We start from the raw sequence: 18,729 nt of genomic DNA, 5'->3' as shown, positions 1-18,729 counted from the left end.
GCCCTCACTCGATGATATTGCCGCGCAGCATAAAGCGCGCATAGGCTACGGTTGAGACAAAACCCAGCATGGCGATGATCATGGCGGCCTCGAAAAAGATCTCGGTCCCCAGAGCCAGCCCGTAAAGAATCATCAGCGCAATTGTGTTGATGACCATCGTGTCCAGCGCCAGAACACGTGTGCCCACACCCCCGGCCGAGATGATCCGATACAGGCACAGCATGATGGCCGCCCCGAAACAGGCGAAGGCAAACCAGATCGCAATCTCGATCATTCGAAAATCTCCTTCAGACGGCGCTCATAGCGTTGTTTTATCTGGTCGCGCACCTCATCCACGTTGGGCGCATCCAGGCAGTGAACCAGCAGGTTGTGGCCTTGCGCCGACAGATCGCAACTGACCGTTCCGGGGGTCATGGTGATGGTTCCGGCCAATACAGTGATCGCTTCGGGGGTGCGCAGTTCAAGTGGGATACAGACCCAGTTGGGCTGTCGGTCGGCATCGCGTTTGAACAGGATGATACGGGCCACGGTGATATTGGCCATCACGATATCCCACAGCACCACCAGCATATACTCGATGATCATCGGCCAGTTGCGCAGTTTGGGTCTGTCGGGCCAGTAGGGCTGAGTAATGAAGGGAATGATAATCCCAAGCAGCAACCCGAACACCAGAGAGTTCAGCGAAGGCGAATTCGCCAGAAGCATCCACACCAGCGTCAGCAGGATCGTCAGATGCGGGTGGGGGAATATTCGATGCAGAAGTCTCATTATTCCTCTCCTCCCAGAACGGCTGAGATGTAGTTTTCGGGTGTGAACAACTGTTCAGCTGTTTTGCCAGCGTAAGTCAGGGCAGGGCCCGCGAACAAGGTCAGCATCACAAGCCCCATGACCATGCCAAAAATGGCGGTGAAGGCCAGTCCGGGGTTTGGTTCGGGTGCGGGCAGGGCTGGTGCTTCCTCGTCATCTTCCACCTCGGGCGCCGGGTTGTGTTGTGCGTCATGGCTTTTCCAGAAGATCAGCGTGCCTGCGCGCGCCAACCCGACGATCGTCACGAACGACCCGATCAGGATCACTGCCCAGATTGCGTTTGCATCCGGTGCGTCGCGCGCCGCATCCAGCACTAGGAGCTTGCCGATGAAACCCGACAGTGGGGGCATTCCCGCCATCGCGATTGCCCCAACAAAGAACAGGGCCGAGACCAGCCCGCTTTGCGCCATCGGGGCCGTTGGCGCGATGGCCCCGCCCCGGCGTTCCATCACTAGGTCAGCCACCAGGAACATCAGCGCCGTGGCAAGAGTCGAATGAAAGATGTAGTACAGCGCGGCAGTTGTGGCCGTTTCGGTAAACAGTGAAATTGCGATCAACAATGTGCCCATTGATGCGATGGCACAAAAGGCCGTCATCCGTGCTATGTGCTGCGAGCCCAGAATACCAATGGCACCCACGGCCAGCGTTAGAAGCGCGGCAGGTTGCAGCCAGTCGCCCAGCAATCCTTGCGTTACAGCCACATCGGGCCCAAAGACCAGCGTATCGACGCGCAGGATTGAATAGGCACCCACCTTGGTCATGATCGCAAACAGTGCGGCGACGGGCAAAGGTGCATTGGCGTAACTGGCAGGCAACCAGAAATGCAGTGGCAAGACGGCCGCTTTGATACAAAAGACCAACAGCAACAAAACCGCTCCAACCCGCAATAGGGCGGTATCCTCGGGCGGAATTTCGGCGACTCGAACAGCCAGATCGGCCATGTTAAGCGTTCCGGTCACGGCATAAAGCGTGCCGAGCGCAAACAGGAACAAGGTCGAGCCCAACAGGTTATAGGCCACATATTGCACCCCGGCCTTCAGCCGGACCGACCCGCCCCCATGCGTCATCAAGCCGTAGGAAGCGATCAGCAACACCTCGAAGAAAACGAACAGGTTGAAGGCATCGCCCGTCAGGAAGGCACCGCAGACGCCCATGAGCTGAAAGTGGAACAGCGCGTGAAAGTGTTTGCCCCTGTCGTCCCACCCGGACGCAATAGCGTATAGCACAATGGGCAAGGCGAGCAGGGCGGTCAGCAAGACCATCATCGCAGACAGGCGGTCTAGCACCAGCACGATGCCGAAGGGCGCAGGCCAATCGCCCAGCTCATAGACCAGAATATCGCCACCTGCGGCCTGCGCGGTGATGGTCAGGGCAATCCCCAGCAACGCCACTACACCGGCGACCGAGAAGATGCGCTGCAGGTCCAGGTGATATCGCAGGACCATGATGATGAACGGGGCCAGGATCGCGGGCAGGACGATCGGCGCTACGATCCAGTGGTTCATGCGTCTTCTCCCGCGCCGTCGACGCTGTCTTGTGCGGTCATGTCGATATGGTCATCCTTCGACGACAGATAAGCGGACAGCGCGATCATCACGATCACCGCCGTCATACCAAAGGAAATCACGATGGCCGTCAGCACCAGCGCTTGTGGCAACGGGTCGGTATAAGGAACCTTTTCGTATTTGTTCAGAACCGCAGGCGCATCCAGCGCCAGTCGCCCGGTGGCGAACAGGAACACGTTCACCGCGTAGGTGATCAGCGACAGCCCCAGAATGACAGGGAATGTGCGGCGGCGCAGGATCAGGAAAATCCCGGCGGCGGTCATGATGCCTACGGCTGAGGCTACGAGCGCTTCCATCAGGCCTGCTCCTTCTTATCTTCGTCTTTCGAGTCGTCCCGTAGCGGGTTGATATCCATCGGGAACTCTTGCGCCATGCCCGGCTGCCACGCGAACCGCGACAGGCTGTCCAGCGCCAGCATCACCGCACCCAGCACGGCCAGAAACACGCCGGTGTCAAACAGGATGGCGGTGGCCCATTCGAACTCTTCCAGGGGTGGCCAATGGAGATAGCCGAAGTCGCTGGTCAGGAACGGGCGTTCGTTGAACCATGCTCCAATCCCGGTGGCGGCAGCGATCAGAACACCCCAGCCGATAGTGCCGTGATAGTAGAACCGCTGTCGTTCGATGGCCCATGTGTAGCCACTGGCCATGTATTGCATCAGGAAGGCAATCGCGACGATCAGACCGGCAATGAACCCGCCCCCCGGCTGGTTGTGACCGCGGAAAAAGATGTAGGCCCCAACCATCAGGGCAATCGGCATCATCACGCGGGTTGCCACAACCATCATCAGCGGATGTGAATCCCCTGATTGCGGCCAGTGCGGCTTGCGGTTCAACAGATAGCTGCGGACGTTGGTGCCCAGAACGGCCTCGGTCAGGGCAAAGATGATCAGGGCGGCGATGCCTAGAACGATGATCTCGCCAAAGGTATCAAAGCCCCGGAAGTCCACCAGGATCACGTTGACCACGTTGGTACCGCCACCGCCTTTGTACGAGTTGGCCAAGTGGAACTCGGAAATCGTGGGAAAGGCAAAATCCCGCAGCATCAGCGCATAGATCAGCGCGCCGGTGCCAAGGCCGGCCACCACTGAAATCGCCGCATCCCGCCAACGCCGCGCCGCGCTGCTGTCCCACGGTGTATCCGTGGGCAGGAAGTTCAGCGACAGGAGCAACAGGATCATCGTCACCACCTCGACCGAGATCTGGGTCAACGCCAGATCCGGGGCCGAAAGATAGTTGAACGCCATCGAAACGATCAGGCCTACGACGCCGATCAGCACCAGCGACAGCAGACGATTGCGGTGGAACCACATGATCGCCAGCGTCGCGCCCACCAGGCAAGTCCAGCCGATGAACGGAATGATCTGAATGGGCAGGGGCTCGCGCGTTTCGGGGCCTATCGTGCCGGTTGAATAGGCGTAGTAGCCAAGCCCGACGGTGAACGCGACAAGGATGATGGCGTACCGGCTGATCACACCATTATGTAATGTGTCGGTGATCCAGCGGCTGAGTGCGGTAAACGCGCCGATGACAGCCTCGAAGATGACCTTCGCTTCGGGGCGGGGCAGGGCGTTCCACAGCTGTTCGCCACGACGGTGTAGCGCCAGCAGGAACAGACCGCCTAGTGTGGCTACGGCCGACATGTAAAGCGCGGGCGTAAAGCCATGCCAGAGCTTCAGTGAGTAGTAGGGCAGCTTCTCTCCACCGATTACGGCGCTGGATACAACCGTGACCAGAGGCCCAACGAGCGCGGCCGAATACAGCCCGATCAGCACAACCAGCACCACCAGGAAGGCTGGAGCCAGCCACATACCGATAGGCGGATCATGCGGGTGGTGCGGATAATCGTTGCGCTGCGGGCCAAGGAAGACATGCCCGACAAAGCGGAAGGAATAGGCAGCCGAGAACAGTGCCGCCAGCAACGCCAGACCCGGTACCAGATAGTGCGAGTGCAGCCAGGTGGTGTGGACTGTCTCCTCAAGCATCATTTCTTTGGACAGGAAGCCATTCAGCGGAGGCAGACCGGCCATAGACAGCGCGGCAATCGTTCCGATGGTAAATGTGATCGGCATCAACTGACGCAACCCGCCCAGACGTTTGATGTCTCGGGTTCCGGTTTCGTGGTCCACGATCCCGGCGGTCATGAACAGAGCACATTTGAAGGTGGCGTGATTGATAATGTGGAATATCGCCGCCACAACTGCAATCTTGGTGCCAAAGCCCAGCAGCATCGTCACCAAACCCAGATGCGACACGGTCGAAAACGCCAGCAGTGCCTTAAGATCGTCTTTGAACAAGGCAATGCAGGCCCCGATCAACATGGTCACCAGACCTGTGGTTGCTACGATGTAGAACCACGCATCCGTCCCCGCCAGAACCGGCCACATCCGGGCCATCAGGAACAGTCCGGCCTTCACCATTGTGGCTGAGTGCAGATAGGCAGAAACCGGCGTCGGTGCGGCCATCGCATGTGGCAGCCAGAAATGGAACGGAAACTGCGCCGACTTGGTAAAACAGCCCAACAGGATCAGGACCAGCGCGGGCATGTAATACGGTGAGGCTTGGATCAGCTCTTTGTTCTGTAGGATGAGGCTTAGGTCATATGAGCCCACGATATTGCCCAGAATCAGCATCCCCGCGATCATCGCCAACCCGCCACCGCCGGTTACGGCCAGCGCCATGCGCGCGCCCTGACGTCCCTCGGGCAGATGTTTCCAATACCCGATCAGCAAGAATGAGCTTAGCGAAGTAAGCTCCCAGAAAATAAGCAAAAGAAGGATATTGTCTGACAGAACGATCCCGACCATCGCGCCCTGAAACAGCAGCAGATAGGTATAGAACTGCCCCATCGGATCTTCGCGTGACAGGTAAAACCGCGCATACAGGATGATCAGCAATCCGATCCCCAGGATCAGCAGGGCAAACAGAAACCCAAGACCGTCCAGCATGAAATTCGCGTTCAGTCCCAGTGCCGGTATCCAGTCGAACCGCGCCGTGACAACCTCTCCGCGCATGACCGACGGGATGTGAATCAACAGCCCCATAAGCGCCAGAAAGGTGGTCAGCCCGGCGGCTGATGCTGCTGCGTTTCGTCCTGCCCGGATCAGAAGGGCTGGGAATACAGCTCCGAGGAAGGGAAGGGCCGCGATGAGGAATAGGGACAAGTGCGATACTCCGATCTGGGCGGTCAAATGTAGTACTGGTTTTTAAGGATAATTTTCTAACTGTCCAGCTATTGCAAGTTTTACCCGCAGTCCTAGCGCCATCGATTGTGGTGCGAAACAATGACGCGATCTTGATCTGCCGGTTGAAATTCAACGCGGATTCGAAATTCGGGCTGTGATAAGCACATCCCATCGGATCAGGAGGGAGCTGCGTGGCAGACAAAGCAAACCGAACACGCCGATGGGTTCTGTTGGGCGGTGGCGCCGCCATCGTTGCTGGCTTTGCTGTTCGGGAATATCGCTTGATCCCGCAAGATTACGCGGGTGACAGGCTGAGTGTTCAGGACGCGTATCAGCAAGCGGTGTCTGGGGATGTGTTGTTGGTCGACATTCGCACGCCGCGGGAATGGCAGACCACGGGCGTTGGCCAGGGAGCGCATCCGTTGGATATGCGCCGCGATGATTTCGAACAGGCGCTGGCACAGCTGACCGGCGGTGATCGGAACGCGCCTGTTGCATTGATTTGCGCGCGTGGGGTCAGGTCGGCTCGGCTGAGCAACAGATTGACCGAGGCAGGGTTCACAAACATCATTGACGTACCAGAGGGTATGCTGGGGTCTGCCGCAGGGCCGGGATGGGTACGGACCGGTTTGCCGGTTGAACACAATACAGGAGAGACAGGATGATCCGGGCATTCACCTTGGCAGCGGGTTTGACATTCGCCGGGCAGGCGGGGTTGGCGGCCTGTGCCGATCAGGAAGGCGTGTGTGAGACGGCCTCGGGTGGGTACCACATCGAATTGCCCGAGGCGGATAACCCACCGTTGGTTGTCTTTCTGCATGGCTATGGGGGTTCGGCAACCGGTACTTTGAAAAACCGCAGCATGGTCGAGCCTTTGCTGGCGCGCGGTTATGCAGTCATGGCCCCCGAAGGGTCAGAACGAAATGGCCGCCAAAGCTGGAACTTCTTTCCCGGTTGGGAAGGACGGGACGAAACCGCCTTTCTGACCGAAGCGGTACAGGATGCCTCGGACCGTTTCGATGTGGATGCAGATCGCGTGGTTCTGGGCGGTTTCTCGGCCGGGGCGTTCATGGTGTATTACCTGGCCTGCGCGGCACCCGATACGTTTTCGGCCTATGTACCGGTATCTGGCGGTTTCTGGCGACCGCATCCCGAAAGCTGCGAAGGTCCGGTACGGATGTTCCACACCCACGGCTGGACCGACAATGTGGTGCCGTTAGAAGGACGCATTCTGGGCGGTGGCCGGTTCCATCAAGGCGATATCTTTGCCGGGCTGGAAATCTGGCGGGTTGCCAATGAATGCGTCGATACCAAGCCCAGCGGTTTTTCAACCACCGGTCAGTTCATGCGACGCAGATGGAGCGGGTGTGCCGAAGGCGGCATGCTGGAATTCGCGCTGTTTCCCGGTGGCCACTCAGTGCCCAAGGGTTGGGCGGACATGATGGTGGACTGGTACGAAGGCCTGCCGGGCGGCTAATCACTCGGCAGGGGTCATGACCGTCTTACCCTCGATCAGGCGCTTCAGTTCGTTCCGATGACGTCGGGCGGATCGCGTGATGGCGGGCTCGTGAAAATCCTCTTTCATCCCGACCATGCGCCGCGCGGTACCAGCTGACACACCGCTGAGTGCGGAGAGAGGGATCGCCAGCGCAAGGCTGATGGCAATCGGGGCCAGCCAGATCGACACCAGACCGGACAGGATGCCCACACTCAGTGCGATGCCACTGATGGTTTCCAGCATGTGGCACAAGATCAGCGTTTGCAGGCTATAGCTGCCACCATCCCGCGCCTGCGGAGACCAACCTTTTTGCAGACCAAGCGCCGTCCGGAATACTGCGATCATCTGTTGCACCATCAGGATCGGAGCGTAAAGGATCGACAGGATGACCTCGGCCAGAAACGACGTCAGGAATTTGGAACCGCCGCCGAAATCCGCATAGCGCACTCCGCTGAGGGGCAGCGCCACTACGCCCAGCACCTTGGGGGCCAGCAACATCGCATACATCACCAGAATGATCAGCACATGGCGGGTTTCCGACATCTCGGGCCATTGCGGGAACAGCGGGTTGTCGGGGCTGAAATAATGCAGGACCGAGGCATCCTCGCCCTGACCGATCAGCGCCCACATCACCAGCAAGGCGAACCACAGCGGCGACATTAGATAGCCCACCGCCCCGTGGAACATGTGGAACCGCGACACTGCCCGGAACCCGGCAGACCCCAGCAGCTTCAGGTGCTGCAGGTTGCCCTGGCACCAGCGACGGTCGCGTAGCGCATGGTCGATCAGTGTGGGCGGTGTTTCCTCGTACGAGCCGCGGATGCGCGGCAGGAACCGCACGCCCCAACCGGCGCGACGCATCAGACCGGCCTCGACGAAATCGTGGCTCATGATCAGCTTTTCCTGACCATTCAGGCTGAGCAGTTTTGGTAGACCAGCGCAATTGGCGAAGGCATTGGTGCGGATAATCGCGTTGTGACCCCAATAGTTGCCCTCTTGCCCACACCAGCGCGCCAGACCTTCGGCGAATGCAATGCCATACACGCCGTTGGCAAACTGCTGCATCCGGGCAAAGACCGATTGCGCGCCGATCAGTTGCGGATAACTTTGGATCAGGCCCGCGCCAGAATCGCGCGCCAGTGAATCCGTCAGGCGTAGGATGGCACGGCCCGTCATCAGACTGTCGGCATCCAGCACCAACATCGCATCCCAATCCGCGCCCCAACGGCTGACCCAGTCGGCGATGTTACCGACCTTGCGGTCCGTGTTTTCTTCGCGACGGCGGTAATACAGTTCCAGACCCGGGGCCAGCGTCGTTCGCAGTGCCTCGATACTGGCCTGTTCCTGTGCTGCGATCTCGGGGTCGCGGGTGTCGGACAGGATAAACATGGCATAGTGGTGTTGACCACCCCGCGCCTGCAAATCCTCGAGCATCGTGCGGGCATTGCCCAGCACGTTCCACGGCACCTCGTTATAAACCGGCATCAACAGCGCCACGCGCAAGGGCTGTGGACGGCCCTCGCGTTTGGGCTGTTCCTGCCGCGACAGGGAAACCATGCCTAGCAGCACGGTGCAGACCGTGAAGGAAATCCAGAAGAAGTTGAACGAGATCAGCGCCAGCAGGATGGCTTCGATCAGGTTGATCCCTTCGGCCCCAAACCAGTCGCTCATTACCCACAGCAGGCCTAAAGTCGCGGCCATCGCAGGCGAAAACGCCAAGGCGCGCCAAAAACCGGCCGAGGGGCGCTGACCCTCGGGCACTTGCGCGTCACGGAAGCCCGCGCTGAAATCTTGCGCGGGCATGGCCAGCGGTGCCTCGGGCGGCATGATATGCAAGTCTTCGGTCATACGGTCCAACGGTAGAGCCAGACCTCAGAGGCAGGCTGTTTGTCTTTCAGCAACTGCGCGCGCAGTTCCACGTGGTTCCGGTCGCCCGGCTGGAAGGAAAAGGCCAGACGCAGCCCGCCGGTATCGGGGTTGCGTTGCAGCACACCCTCGGACGTTTCGGCGTGGGGTGAGTTGACGAAGATCGTCATCGCCTCGGGGTCTTCGAACAACTCAGACGGTTCAAAGTCGATGACGGCCAGGCGCCCTTCTCCAAAGGTGTTTTCACCCATGGCGGTGTTGATCACGCGCGGCATCGGCGTGCGCTGCGGCTCGTCCCCCCAGATCAGACGGTAGGACAGGTCGACCTGGCTGCCCGCTGCATAAGGCTCCATCGGGCGCCAATAGGCGACGATGTTGTCATAGATTTCCTGATCTGCCGGAATCTCAACCAGCGTTACAGTACCTTTGCCCCAGTCGCCCTTCGGTTCGACCCAAAGACCGGGGCGTTTGTGGTAATTCGCCTCAAGATCCGCGTAGTCCGAGAACTCGCGTTTCCGCTGCATCAGGCCGAACCCGCGTGGGTTCATGTCAACGAAGGACGAAATCTGCAGACGCGTCGGGTTCGCCAACGGTCGCCACAAAACTTCTCCGGCACCGTTGCGGATCAGCAGACCGTCGCTGTCGTGGACGGCGGGGCGGAAATCGTCGAACCGGCTGTGATTGGTCTGGTCGAACAAGAACATCGAAGTGCCCGGCGCGATTCCGACATGTGTTAGCTCTTCGCGCGGGAACAGGGTGGCCTCGATATCCATGACGCAATCCGCGCCTGCGGTGACGTTGAACCGATAGGCACCTGTCACGCTGGGGCTGTCCATCAGCGCGTGAACCACCATGTCACGCTGGCCGGGTTTTGGGCGCTCCAGCCAGAAGCGGATGAATTCAGGGAATTCCTCACCATCCGGATCGCCGGTTTTCAGCGCCAGACCACGGGCGGAGAGGCCGTAAACCTCGTGCAGGCCGATGGCGCGGAAATAGCTGGCACCCTGCCAGACGCAGAACTCGTCGGTTTTGCCGGGGCGGTGCATCTCGGTGCGTAGGCGCAAACCGGAAAAGCCCAGCGTGTCGTCGATCGGAAGTTCAGGCACATCCTCGGATTTGTCGAACATGCTCAGATCAAACGCGACCGGCGTTGCGAAACCATCCTCGACCGTCGACACCTTGACGGTGCGCGGGAAGTATAAGCCGGGTGTGAAGAAATCGACGTTAAAGGGCGTCTCGGTTCCAAACCACAGCGCCCGGTCCAGACGGAACCGGATCGAGCGGTATTGCTGATAGGTCAGGTCCTGCCATTCCTGGGGCACCATTTCGCGTTCCGCATAGGGGCGGCTGGCAAGATCCCGGGCCATCGCGATGACGTCATTGCGGTCAAAGGGGGTTTCCCCGCCGGTGGCAAATGTGGCAGGCGCAAAGGCAAGCGCCGAAGTCGAGGCCAGAAATGCACGACGTGTAAAATTCATTTCTTTGACTTCCAAGGTTGTGATTTGAACCAAGCGGCCATGTATGCCACCCCGATGATCATCGCAAAGCCAATCATGTTAGCGATGAACACACTGGCAACATCCCGCCCACTCAGGTCCAGTCCGACGCCGATAAGCCGTGCTGCTGCCATGGAAAAAACGAAAACCGCCAGCGATTGCTGCCCGACTTTGGTGATCACGGTCAGCAGGAATTGCCAAATTTTGGCCGCCGCGCCGTGACCGGTGGCGATCAGGCGATGGCCGTGTTCTCCCGCAACGACCCAGCCCAGATAGGCCAGCGACAGGAAGTGCAGATACCGGAACAGGCCAAAATCGGTCTTGTCGCGGAACTCTTTCGTAACGGGCCAAACTTTTCGGATTTCGTCGGCCAGATCGGGGGCTGCTGCGTTGATCCAGGTGAACACTTTCCATGAGCCAAACGGCATCGAGAAGATCAGGAACAGCGCCGCTGCCCAGATCAGCGTTTTCGAGACCGGGGGGGCGGGAATCCAGCCGCGCATGAAAGCAAAGCCGGTGAAGAACAGCAGCTGCCAGCCAAAGGGGTTGAAGAACCACTGTCGATCCGACCACGGCTCGGCCGGCAAGTCCAGAACGTCGGTCTGCGCCACGAGCCACAGCGTGACTGAGGCCAAGGCAACCGCCCAGAACCCAATCCGTGACAGGCCCATGACCAGCGGCATCATCGCCAGAACCACCAGATACATCGGCAGGATATCGAAGTAATTGGGTACGTAGGTCAGGGTGAACAGCCCGACGATCTGCGGTGCAGGATCGTTAAAGAAATGCTGCAGATTCAGCGAAGAGATATAGTTTTTCTCGAACAATCCGCTTTCATTCAGCGCGGCCATGGACATGGCGACAAAGAAGAACAATGCGATATGTGCCCAGTAGACCTGCCAGATGCGGAACGCCACGCGGGCGGTGCCCAACCACCAGCCCTTGCGCAGGAACGCCCCGCCGAAGGCGATGGCCGAAGCCATGCCGGAACAGAACACGAAAATTTCGGTCGCGTCGGAAAAGCCGAACCGCGCGGGGATCCATTTTGCCCAGGGGTCATTGGGGATATGTGCGATCAGGATGATGAACATCGCGATGCCGCGGTAAAAATCCAGGCGCGGATCACGCACACGGGCAGGGGCGGCCGCCGAGGCGGCCACAGGCGCAAAATCAGAAGCGGGCGATGCAGTCGCCATACGTGTTCTGTCCTTCTTGGTCTTTGTTTTTGTTATTCAGCCGGGACGCTTTGTGCGTCTCCGTTGTCGCGGGCCGCGTCGATCAATGCGCGGCGCGCAAGTGCGTAATTGTCCTCGCCTCCGGCCCGTTTGGCGCGGCGATCGTCCAAGATGCGCTCGACAGCATCCAGACGGCCCGCGCGCAGGCCCGAATCAATGGTGATGCGCTCGAATACATCACGTTGGGCGTGGCTGCCACCTACCAGTTGCATGCCATTGCGCGCGCTCGACAAAAAGTCGAATGCGGCGGCGTACTGCCCCTCACCAAAAGCCTCAAGCCCTTTGGAGGCTGCAATACCCGGGTCGGACATGCGGACCGGAGTATCGCCTTGATTGCGTTGCGCGTCTTTCTGGATGCGCTGCAACATCTTGCTGGTCGCTTCGTTGCGGTTATCACCAGTCAATGCCAGCAGATAGTGAAGGTCGGCGAAGACCACGCAGCCATCCTCGGTCCGGGCCGCGCTGAGATCGGCCAGCTCTTCCCAGCGATTGCCTACGTCGACGCCTTCCAGCTCTAGGCGCGACAGCAGTGAGGTCGCGTTCGAGATATCGCGGTAATCGTCCGTTTTGTCCTGGCGAACGTGGGTATCGTACAGCTCCATCACCTGGTCTACCTGACCCAGGTCCAGATGCATCAGTGCCTTGTGCCACCAGACGTGATAGCGGAAGTTGTTGCAATGGGTCCAAGCGTCCTCGCGTCCGGCCAACCAGTCCAGACCCAATTGCGCATTGCCCTGCATCTCGTGCACGTGGGCCACCGCATGCAGACCCCAGGCATCATCCGAAACCATCCAAAGGGCTTGGCGTCCGGCAATCTCGGCCTTTTGGTATTCGCCCGTTTCCTCCAACGCGAAAGCGTGACAGCCCAGAAGATAGCCACGTCCTGGGTGATCCGGTTCATAAGCGGCCAAGACCCGCTCGATTGACCGGCGCATACCGGTCGGGTCACCTAGAACGAACCGGGTTGCGTGGCTGAGTTTCATCGCCAGAGTATCCTGCGGATGGGAGCGCAGAATCTGCTCAAATTTTTGAATCGCCTGCGAGGGCAGATCTTCCAGATACAGGCCAAGCGCCTCGACATACATGCGCTCACGTTCAGAGATCGGTTGCCGTTCCATCGCGGCTTTGGCCTCTGACAGGGCCTCGACCGCGACCGCCGTCATCTCACGCCGGCCCAGCAGAACCATGAACAGCCCCTTGATGGCGTGACCCAGGGCAAAGTCGGGCTCAAGCTCCAGCACCTTGCCCAGATGTTGCGGAGTAATGGCCGCATGCGCCATGAACCCAAGCAGAACACCGTTCCACGCCTCGACGCTTGCCGAATGGCTGAGGGTGTTCATCTGTCCGAAAACATCCTGTTTCATGCGATTGGTCCGATCCAATTTTAATTTTCTACACTATTCGATGTAGCAGAGACTCTGACGGCGTCGTATCAGTATCGCCTCTGCTCTCGAATTGGTGAAAAGCCGTGTGTGTAAAACGTGAAAAAAACCGCCGATTCAACGGCATGTTTCAGCAACATGCCGCCGAAACGGACACAGTGTTTCAATCTTCGAATGGATTTTTGGCGTTCAAAACGGCCTGAGTGTCCGCCCCGAATTCGGGCGGGGCAGCGCGATAGGTGACCGGAGTGCGTGACAATTTCAGCGGATTCCCGATCAGCTGCACCGACCCCGGTGCCGCCTGCATGGCGATCTGCATTTGCCGAGCCGCGACCTGATCCGAGGCAAAAACCTGATCCAAAGTCCGCACCGGGCCGACGGGTACTTTGCGGTCTTCCAGCTCGGCGATGACGGTGGCAGTGTCATAGGCTTGAACCGCCGGGCGCAGAACTGCGTTCAAAGCGTCGCGGCTTTCCAGGCGCGCCGGGTTGGTGGCAAAGCGCGGATCATCGGCCAGCTCGGGCCGCCCGATAAAGTCGCAGAAACGGCGGAACTGTCCGTCATTGCCCACGGCCAGAATCACATGGCCATCCGAGGTTTCGTAAACGTCATAAGGCACAATGTTGGGATGCCCGTTGCCCCGCCGTTGCGGAACATTGCCCGAGGTCAGGTAATTGACGCCCTCATTGATCAACCAGGCAACTTGTGAGTCGACCAATGCCAGGTCGATCTGCTGGCCTTCGCCGGTTTGATCCCGGTGGCGCAGAGCGGCTAGAATGCCAACGCAGGCATACATTCCGCACATCACATCAGCGATGCCAACACCCACCTTCATCGGTGCGCCTTCGGGGTCGCCGGTCAGCGACATGATCCCGCCATAACCTTGCGCCATCAGGTCATAGCCGGGCTTGGACGCATTCGGCCCGGTCTGGCCATAGCCCGAGATCGAGCAATAGACGAGGCTCGGGAACTCCGGCGATAGCGTGGCGTAATCCAGCCCGTATTTCGCCAGCCCGCCGGGTTTGAAATTCTCGATCAGGATATCGGCATGCGATGCCAGCCGTTTGATTTCAGCCTGGCCTTCGGGCGTAGTGATGTCGATGGCGACGGATTTCTTGTTGCGGTTGGCCGACATGAAATACGCACTCAGGTCCGAGCGGCTGCCCTGAGCGTCTTCAACGTAAGGAGGGCCCCATTGCCGGGTATCATCGCCGCCACTGGCCGGGTTTTCGATCTTGATTACGTTGGCGCCCAAATCGCCCAGCAGCTGCGTACAGGTTGGCCCAGCCAGAATGCGGCTGAGATCCAGCACCTTGACGCCTTTCAGCGGTCCCTCAGATCCGGCCATCATATCCTCCACGCTCGATTTCTGCAGCGATGACGGTAAAGCGGTCGGCTTTGACCGCCTGCTCCAGCGCCGACCGCAGTTCTGCGCGGTTGCGGACGGTATGTCCATAGCCACCAAAGGCTTGCCCCATGGCGGCAAAGTCGTGGCGGTCGAAATCCACGCCCATATTGCCCATCTGACGCTGGCGCTGTTTCAACTCGATCAGCGCAAGACTGGCGTCGACAAAGACCAGAAAAATCGGATTGCAGCCCATCTCGGCTGCGGTCGACAGCTCTCCGGCAACCATCAGAAAACCAGCATCGCCCGAGAAACTGATGACCGGGCGGTCAGGCTCAGCCAGTTTCAGACCAATGGCCATCGGTACGGCGCAGCCCATGGTACACAGGGCCGAGGATTGGATCAGCCCGCGTTCTTCGTGGCACTCCCACATCTGGCTCAGCAGGATGCGATGCGCGCCGCTGTCAGCGGTGGCCAGCGTATCAGCGGGCAGGGCGGCGCGGGATTCGGCGATCACGGCCGCCGGGCCCCAGTCATCATCCGCGGGGAAGGCCTGCGCCAGTGCGGCTTTAACCTGCGCGGGTTCACCACCCGGCCACGTCGCGCGGGCGGGGTTCCCCTTGGCGATGGCTTCTAGCGTGGCGCCCGTGTGGGCGACCAGATTCAACCCGGCTTGATGCATGTAATGATCGTTGACGACGGCCGAGATATCGATGACTCGCTTTTCCTCGGGGTCCCAGATCTCGCGCCAGCCAGGGCGCATTTCGATCGGGTCATACCCCAGACACAACACCAGATCGGATTGTTTGACCAACGGCACCAGATGCTTGTCGGCCAAGGGCGACAAACCTGCGCCGCCCAGGCACAATGGATGATCCTCGGGCACGACGCCCTTAGCTTTGTACGTGGTCACGAAGGGGATGTTGAAATGTTCAAGAAACGCCTGCACCACATTGCGCGAGTCGTCATAAAGCACGTCCAGACCCACGATCGCGATGGGGCGTTCGGCCTCGGTCACCCAGCGGCGGGCTTTCTCAACACAGTTCCCTTCGGGCGCGACCGCAGCGGGTTTGACCAGACGGCGGCGTTTACTCCCGGATACGCGCGTGTCCGCGACCGAGATCGGCACGTCGATATGAACCGGACCGGGGCGGGGCTGTGTGGCCAGCGAAACCGCTCTGTCAGCAACCACGTCTGCGCCCTGGGCCGTCAGCGTGAACGTGCCCTTGGTGATCGAGCGGTAAACCTGCGCGTGATCCATCACCTGATGAGTATAGGTCAGTGCCTCATCCGCATCGACACAGCCGGTCAGAACGATCATCGGCACCCGGTCTTGCAGCGCGTTGGCAACAACGTTGATTCCATTCATCGCGCCGGGGCCCAGAGTGGCCACCAGAATGGCAGGTGCGCCATCACGGTGGTGGACAGCCTCTGCCATGAAGCCGGCGGCGTTTTCGTGTTTGGTCAGGTGAAAGGTGATCCCAACCTGTTCCAGAGCATCCACCAGCGTCAGAACCTCTCCGCCTGGCATGCCAAAAGCGTGGCGGCATCCGGCCTCGTATAGTCTTTGGGCCAAAAGGTCAGCCGCGCGGGGGGAGAGGTCCTGCATTCGTTATGCTCCGAAGTTTTCGTTGCTCAGCAGATTGCGGAGGACGTAGCCAGACGCAAGCAGGTTCACGTCAGTGTGACTATTTGGCTGCGGTTTCCGCCACTGACTGAAACTTTGTGTCAAGTTCTTGGGCAATATCGCGCAAAGGCTCTCCGCCCTCGTACACATAGGGGGCAAAGACAAAGCTGGGCGTTTTGTAGGACAGGGTGGCGGTGCCGTCGTCGTTCTCAGTTACGTAAAAACGAATCGGCGCTTCGATCATTGCACTGACAGAGGTTTCCAGAACGCGCACGGCATAGTCGTTGTTGAAGGCACCGATCACCAGATTGCCGGGTATAGTGATGCCACGCGCCGCAGCCGCCTTGGTCGGACCAGCCTGCGTGACCACGATCAACCCGTTTTCCTTCACCGCAGCCTTCGTATCCGCGACCAGTTCTTCATAGCTTTTGACGGTTGGATACACTGCCCAACCCGACAATGGTTCCTCGGCCCGGACAGGTAGGGCGAGAAGACAGAGCAAACCCAAAAGCGTGCGCATGACGGTGCCTCGTTCAATGTGACTGTCTGAGTGATGCCAGAAATCCGAGTTCCGCGCACGCACATTTCCGTGCGTATTCAGGATTGCGCCGACGTCCAGAAAGCCGCAGAAACATGCAATCCATCAAACACGAGGCCACACGTGAACCCGATACGCCTATTGATTTGCAGCAGTTGTGCGGGAACGCGTGACCGAGTGGCCGAGAGGCAGGCCGTGGATGACGCGTTAGTGCGTGCAGGGCTGAATGGTCGGGTCGTCATCTCGGATCACGCCTGTTTCAGTGGCTGCGCTGAGCCGACCGCATTGGCATTGCAGGCCGCAGGACGGGCGTCTTACGTGTTTTCGGGGGTAAATATCGTTACCGATGCCGAAGACATCGCCGCAACCTGCAAAGCCTATCTGGACAGCCCCGCAGGTTGGATCGAAGACGCCCGACCCTGCGGGCGACTTCGGATGTGTTTGCGCGCGCGGATACCGGCGCTTTAATCGACCTGAACGGTCACGGCAGCGCTGACCGGTACGTTGTCGACCGTCAGTGCACTGTGGCTGTTTGCGTTCAGCGAAACCGAAACCTCGACCTCTCCCTTCGGAAGGTCGGGGATGTGTATCCAGTTGCCGTAGAGCCGGGCTAGTTTCTCGCCATTGATGTAAACATGCGCGTGGCCTTCGCCGTCTACATCGGCTGTTGACGCGTTTTCCGGGGCAAACCGGAAATTCTGCGGCATGACGTGCAGGTTCCACCCGGCCATCGGGTCCTGGGTCAGCGCGATTGCAACGCTGGGGGCGTCCGCCCCTGCGGGCAGGTTTACCGTGGTCGAATGGTCATGGGCCATCGCTTCAGCATGCGCGCCGCCGTGATGGGACGGATCGCCATGATCGTGGCCGTCAAACGTGACGCCATTGGCTGCCGCCAGCACAAAACCAGCACCACCACCGAACACAAGGCCGATTGCAAAAAGGGCAAGTGAGCGTGCCATTTTTTCTTTCCTTTAGGGCAAAAAGAAACGCGCCGGGCAGAACCCGGCGCGTCATTATATGAGAGGATCAGGCCGCTGCTTCGACGCGTTTGCCTTCGCTTTGCCAGAAATACCCGGCAAAGGCACCGACCAGAACCCAGGCCACCAGACCGATGCCAAAGGCGCGAGCGGCGAACAAGGCGCCGATCTCGGTCGGGACGGGGCCGGTGAACACATCCGGTTCGGGCGCACCGATCAGGTGTGGTGCCAGCAACAGGGCCGCTGCGATCACATAGCTGATCAGGTTGCCGCCAAACGCAATCAACCACAGCGCAACAAGCGCAGCACCAACAGTGGCAAACCACCAGACCTGTCGGGCATAGACGTCAGCCGCCGCTACACCAGGCACCTCTGGTGCCAGGGTAAAGCCAGGCGCCAGATGAAAGGCGATGAACCCAGCCAGACCCCAAAGCACGCCGGTGCGGCCATCAATCGTGTGGCCCTGGCCTTCGGCCACGGACATCAGGGCAACCATCAGCAGCGCGTAACCGGTATAGGTCAGCATGGTAAAGATGACGCTCAGCGCGTCACGGGTCAGTTCCGAGAACATGCCCGGCAATTCGGGATGCGCCGAAACGGCTTCGGCTCCGAAATGCACCAACTCACCGGTTTCGTACAGCTCTGCGTGCAACAAAACAGGTTGCACAAAGACCAACTGCAGCAAGGCGGCTATCAGCCCCGCTGCAGCACCAGCGAACAACGCGCTGGTCAGTATACGACTGAACATGGTCTTAGTGGCAGGGGAAGCCGGTCGCGTGGCGCACGTCGTGTGCTGCGTCATGCAGCGCTGCGGCCTGTACGTGACCGGTCAGGGTGATGATACCCAGACCCAGTACCACCGCGAACATGACCGGAAGGATACCAGCGCGCGAGGCGGATGCTGTTTGCGTTTGTGTTGCCATCTTTTATTCTCCTTTGCCGCCGCACCCGACGGCCGGTGTTTCAATTGTCGCCTGGCAGGTCTCCTGGCTTGCGGGTCGATGCCTCTGTTCGCCTTCCCCCTGAGAACAGGAGTGGCTGGTTGAACAGGGGCTCTCCGCTTACAGTCGCGGGGGCGGCTGTGGATTTGGCTGCCATGGCAGTCGCACCACATTCCCTCTTAGCATCCGGATGTCTCCGGCAGGACCAGACGCGTTCATTTAGCCTCTATGGTGCCGCTGGTGCAATCGTCATTTGCGACCTTTTAGG

Annotated in this window: 18 protein-coding genes and 1 riboswitch; of the genes, 3 read left to right on the top strand and 15 right to left on the bottom strand. The window is 59.6% G+C overall.

Going from position 1 to position 18,729, the window contains the following annotated elements:
- Positions 1 to 4 precede the first annotated feature (4 nt).
- The 5 genes from GOX21_RS05605 to GOX21_RS05585 are packed head-to-tail and all read right to left on the bottom strand — an operon-like array spanning position 5 to position 5,535.
- A complete protein-coding gene (locus GOX21_RS05605) occupies positions 5 to 274 on the bottom strand; it encodes a K+/H+ antiporter subunit F (RefSeq protein ID WP_170376015.1) in 270 nt (89 codons plus the stop codon).
- The gene (locus tag GOX21_RS05600; protein ID WP_170349274.1) at positions 271 to 768 is read right to left on the bottom strand and encodes a Na+/H+ antiporter subunit E; all 498 of its coding nucleotides are present in this window, start codon (positions 766 to 768) and stop codon (positions 271 to 273) included. Before GOX21_RS05600 ends, GOX21_RS05605 begins: the two co-directional genes overlap by 4 nt.
- The gene (locus GOX21_RS05595; protein WP_170349273.1) at positions 768 to 2,312 is read right to left on the bottom strand and encodes a monovalent cation/H+ antiporter subunit D; all 1,545 of its coding nucleotides are present in this window, start codon (positions 2,310 to 2,312) and stop codon (positions 768 to 770) included. Before GOX21_RS05595 ends, GOX21_RS05600 begins: the two co-directional genes overlap by 1 nt.
- Entirely contained in the window at positions 2,309 to 2,668 is a 360-nt protein-coding gene (locus tag GOX21_RS05590; protein WP_170376013.1) for a Na+/H+ antiporter subunit C, read from the bottom strand. Before GOX21_RS05590 ends, GOX21_RS05595 begins: the two co-directional genes overlap by 4 nt.
- Positions 2,668 to 5,535 carry a monovalent cation/H+ antiporter subunit A gene (locus GOX21_RS05585; protein WP_170376011.1) on the bottom strand — a complete coding sequence of 956 codons (2,868 nt, stop codon included), beginning with the start codon at positions 5,533 to 5,535 and terminating at the stop codon, positions 2,668 to 2,670. Before GOX21_RS05585 ends, GOX21_RS05590 begins: the two co-directional genes overlap by 1 nt.
- A gap of 212 nt (positions 5,536 to 5,747) precedes the next feature.
- Here GOX21_RS05585 and GOX21_RS05580 point away from each other — a divergent pair, with 212 nt between their 5' ends.
- Positions 5,748 to 6,221 carry a rhodanese-like domain-containing protein gene (locus tag GOX21_RS05580; protein ID WP_170376010.1) on the top strand — a complete coding sequence of 158 codons (474 nt, stop codon included), beginning with the start codon at positions 5,748 to 5,750 and terminating at the stop codon, positions 6,219 to 6,221.
- Positions 6,218 to 7,033: an alpha/beta hydrolase family esterase gene (locus tag GOX21_RS05575; RefSeq protein WP_170376008.1), complete on the top strand. Its 816-nt coding sequence runs from the start codon at positions 6,218 to 6,220 to the stop codon at positions 7,031 to 7,033. Before GOX21_RS05580 ends, GOX21_RS05575 begins: the two co-directional genes overlap by 4 nt.
- Here the strand turns inward: GOX21_RS05575 and mdoH are convergent, their stop codons facing one another.
- The 7 genes from mdoH to GOX21_RS05540 all read right to left on the bottom strand — a co-directional run bounded on the left by mdoH (position 7,034) and on the right by GOX21_RS05540 (position 16,525).
- Positions 7,034 to 8,902 (bottom strand): glucans biosynthesis glucosyltransferase MdoH, encoded by a 1,869-nt coding sequence (gene mdoH / locus GOX21_RS05570; RefSeq protein ID WP_170376007.1) that lies wholly within the window; start codon positions 8,900 to 8,902, stop codon positions 7,034 to 7,036.
- On the bottom strand, positions 8,899 to 10,398 hold the full coding sequence (locus GOX21_RS05565; protein ID WP_170349267.1) for a glucan biosynthesis protein: 1,500 nt from the start codon (positions 10,396 to 10,398) through the stop codon (positions 8,899 to 8,901). Before GOX21_RS05565 ends, mdoH begins: the two co-directional genes overlap by 4 nt.
- The gene (locus GOX21_RS05560) at positions 10,395 to 11,612 is read right to left on the bottom strand and encodes an OpgC family protein (RefSeq protein WP_170376005.1); all 1,218 of its coding nucleotides are present in this window, start codon (positions 11,610 to 11,612) and stop codon (positions 10,395 to 10,397) included. The genes GOX21_RS05565 and GOX21_RS05560 overlap by 4 nt, the downstream gene beginning before the upstream one ends.
- Positions 11,613 to 11,644: 32 nt before the next feature.
- On the bottom strand, positions 11,645 to 13,015 hold the full coding sequence (locus GOX21_RS05555; RefSeq protein ID WP_170349265.1) for a tetratricopeptide repeat protein: 1,371 nt from the start codon (positions 13,013 to 13,015) through the stop codon (positions 11,645 to 11,647).
- A 181-nt stretch (positions 13,016 to 13,196) separates the two neighbouring features.
- On the bottom strand, positions 13,197 to 14,381 hold the full coding sequence (locus tag GOX21_RS05550; protein ID WP_170376003.1) for a CaiB/BaiF CoA transferase family protein: 1,185 nt from the start codon (positions 14,379 to 14,381) through the stop codon (positions 13,197 to 13,199).
- Entirely contained in the window at positions 14,368 to 15,987 is a 1,620-nt protein-coding gene (locus tag GOX21_RS05545) for a thiamine pyrophosphate-binding protein (protein WP_170359226.1), read from the bottom strand. Before GOX21_RS05545 ends, GOX21_RS05550 begins: the two co-directional genes overlap by 14 nt.
- Before the next feature lie 79 nt (positions 15,988 to 16,066).
- Complete coding sequence (locus GOX21_RS05540; protein ID WP_170376000.1) at positions 16,067 to 16,525, bottom strand: DUF302 domain-containing protein; 459 nt, start codon at positions 16,523 to 16,525, stop codon at positions 16,067 to 16,069.
- A gap of 141 nt (positions 16,526 to 16,666) precedes the next feature.
- Here GOX21_RS05540 and GOX21_RS05535 point away from each other — a divergent pair, with 141 nt between their 5' ends.
- Complete coding sequence (locus GOX21_RS05535) at positions 16,667 to 17,011, top strand: DUF1636 family protein (protein WP_367647913.1); 345 nt, start codon at positions 16,667 to 16,669, stop codon at positions 17,009 to 17,011.
- Here GOX21_RS05535 and GOX21_RS05530 read toward each other — a convergent pair.
- The 3 genes from GOX21_RS05530 to GOX21_RS05520 all read right to left on the bottom strand — a co-directional run bounded on the left by GOX21_RS05530 (position 17,008) and on the right by GOX21_RS05520 (position 18,443).
- The gene (locus GOX21_RS05530; RefSeq protein ID WP_170359223.1) at positions 17,008 to 17,502 is read right to left on the bottom strand and encodes a hypothetical protein; all 495 of its coding nucleotides are present in this window, start codon (positions 17,500 to 17,502) and stop codon (positions 17,008 to 17,010) included. The two genes, GOX21_RS05535 and GOX21_RS05530, sit on opposite strands and share 4 nt — an antisense overlap.
- A 67-nt stretch (positions 17,503 to 17,569) precedes the next feature.
- Positions 17,570 to 18,268 carry a CbtA family protein gene (locus GOX21_RS05525; protein ID WP_170375996.1) on the bottom strand — a complete coding sequence of 233 codons (699 nt, stop codon included), beginning with the start codon at positions 18,266 to 18,268 and terminating at the stop codon, positions 17,570 to 17,572.
- Between the two features lie 4 nt (positions 18,269 to 18,272).
- Positions 18,273 to 18,443, bottom strand: a complete 171-nt coding sequence (locus GOX21_RS05520; RefSeq protein WP_170349258.1) for a CbtB domain-containing protein — start codon at positions 18,441 to 18,443, stop codon at positions 18,273 to 18,275.
- 36 nt (positions 18,444 to 18,479) lie between these two features.
- A riboswitch (cobalamin riboswitch) is annotated at positions 18,480 to 18,686 on the bottom strand.
- Positions 18,687 to 18,729 lie beyond the last annotated feature (43 nt).

This window comes from Ruegeria atlantica, from assembly GCF_013032005.1.
GTDB classification, from domain to species: Bacteria; Pseudomonadota; Alphaproteobacteria; order Rhodobacterales; family Rhodobacteraceae; genus Ruegeria; species Ruegeria atlantica_A.
The sequence above is the reverse complement of the archived record's forward strand: the minus strand, read 5'-3'. Positions and strand labels throughout refer to the sequence as shown.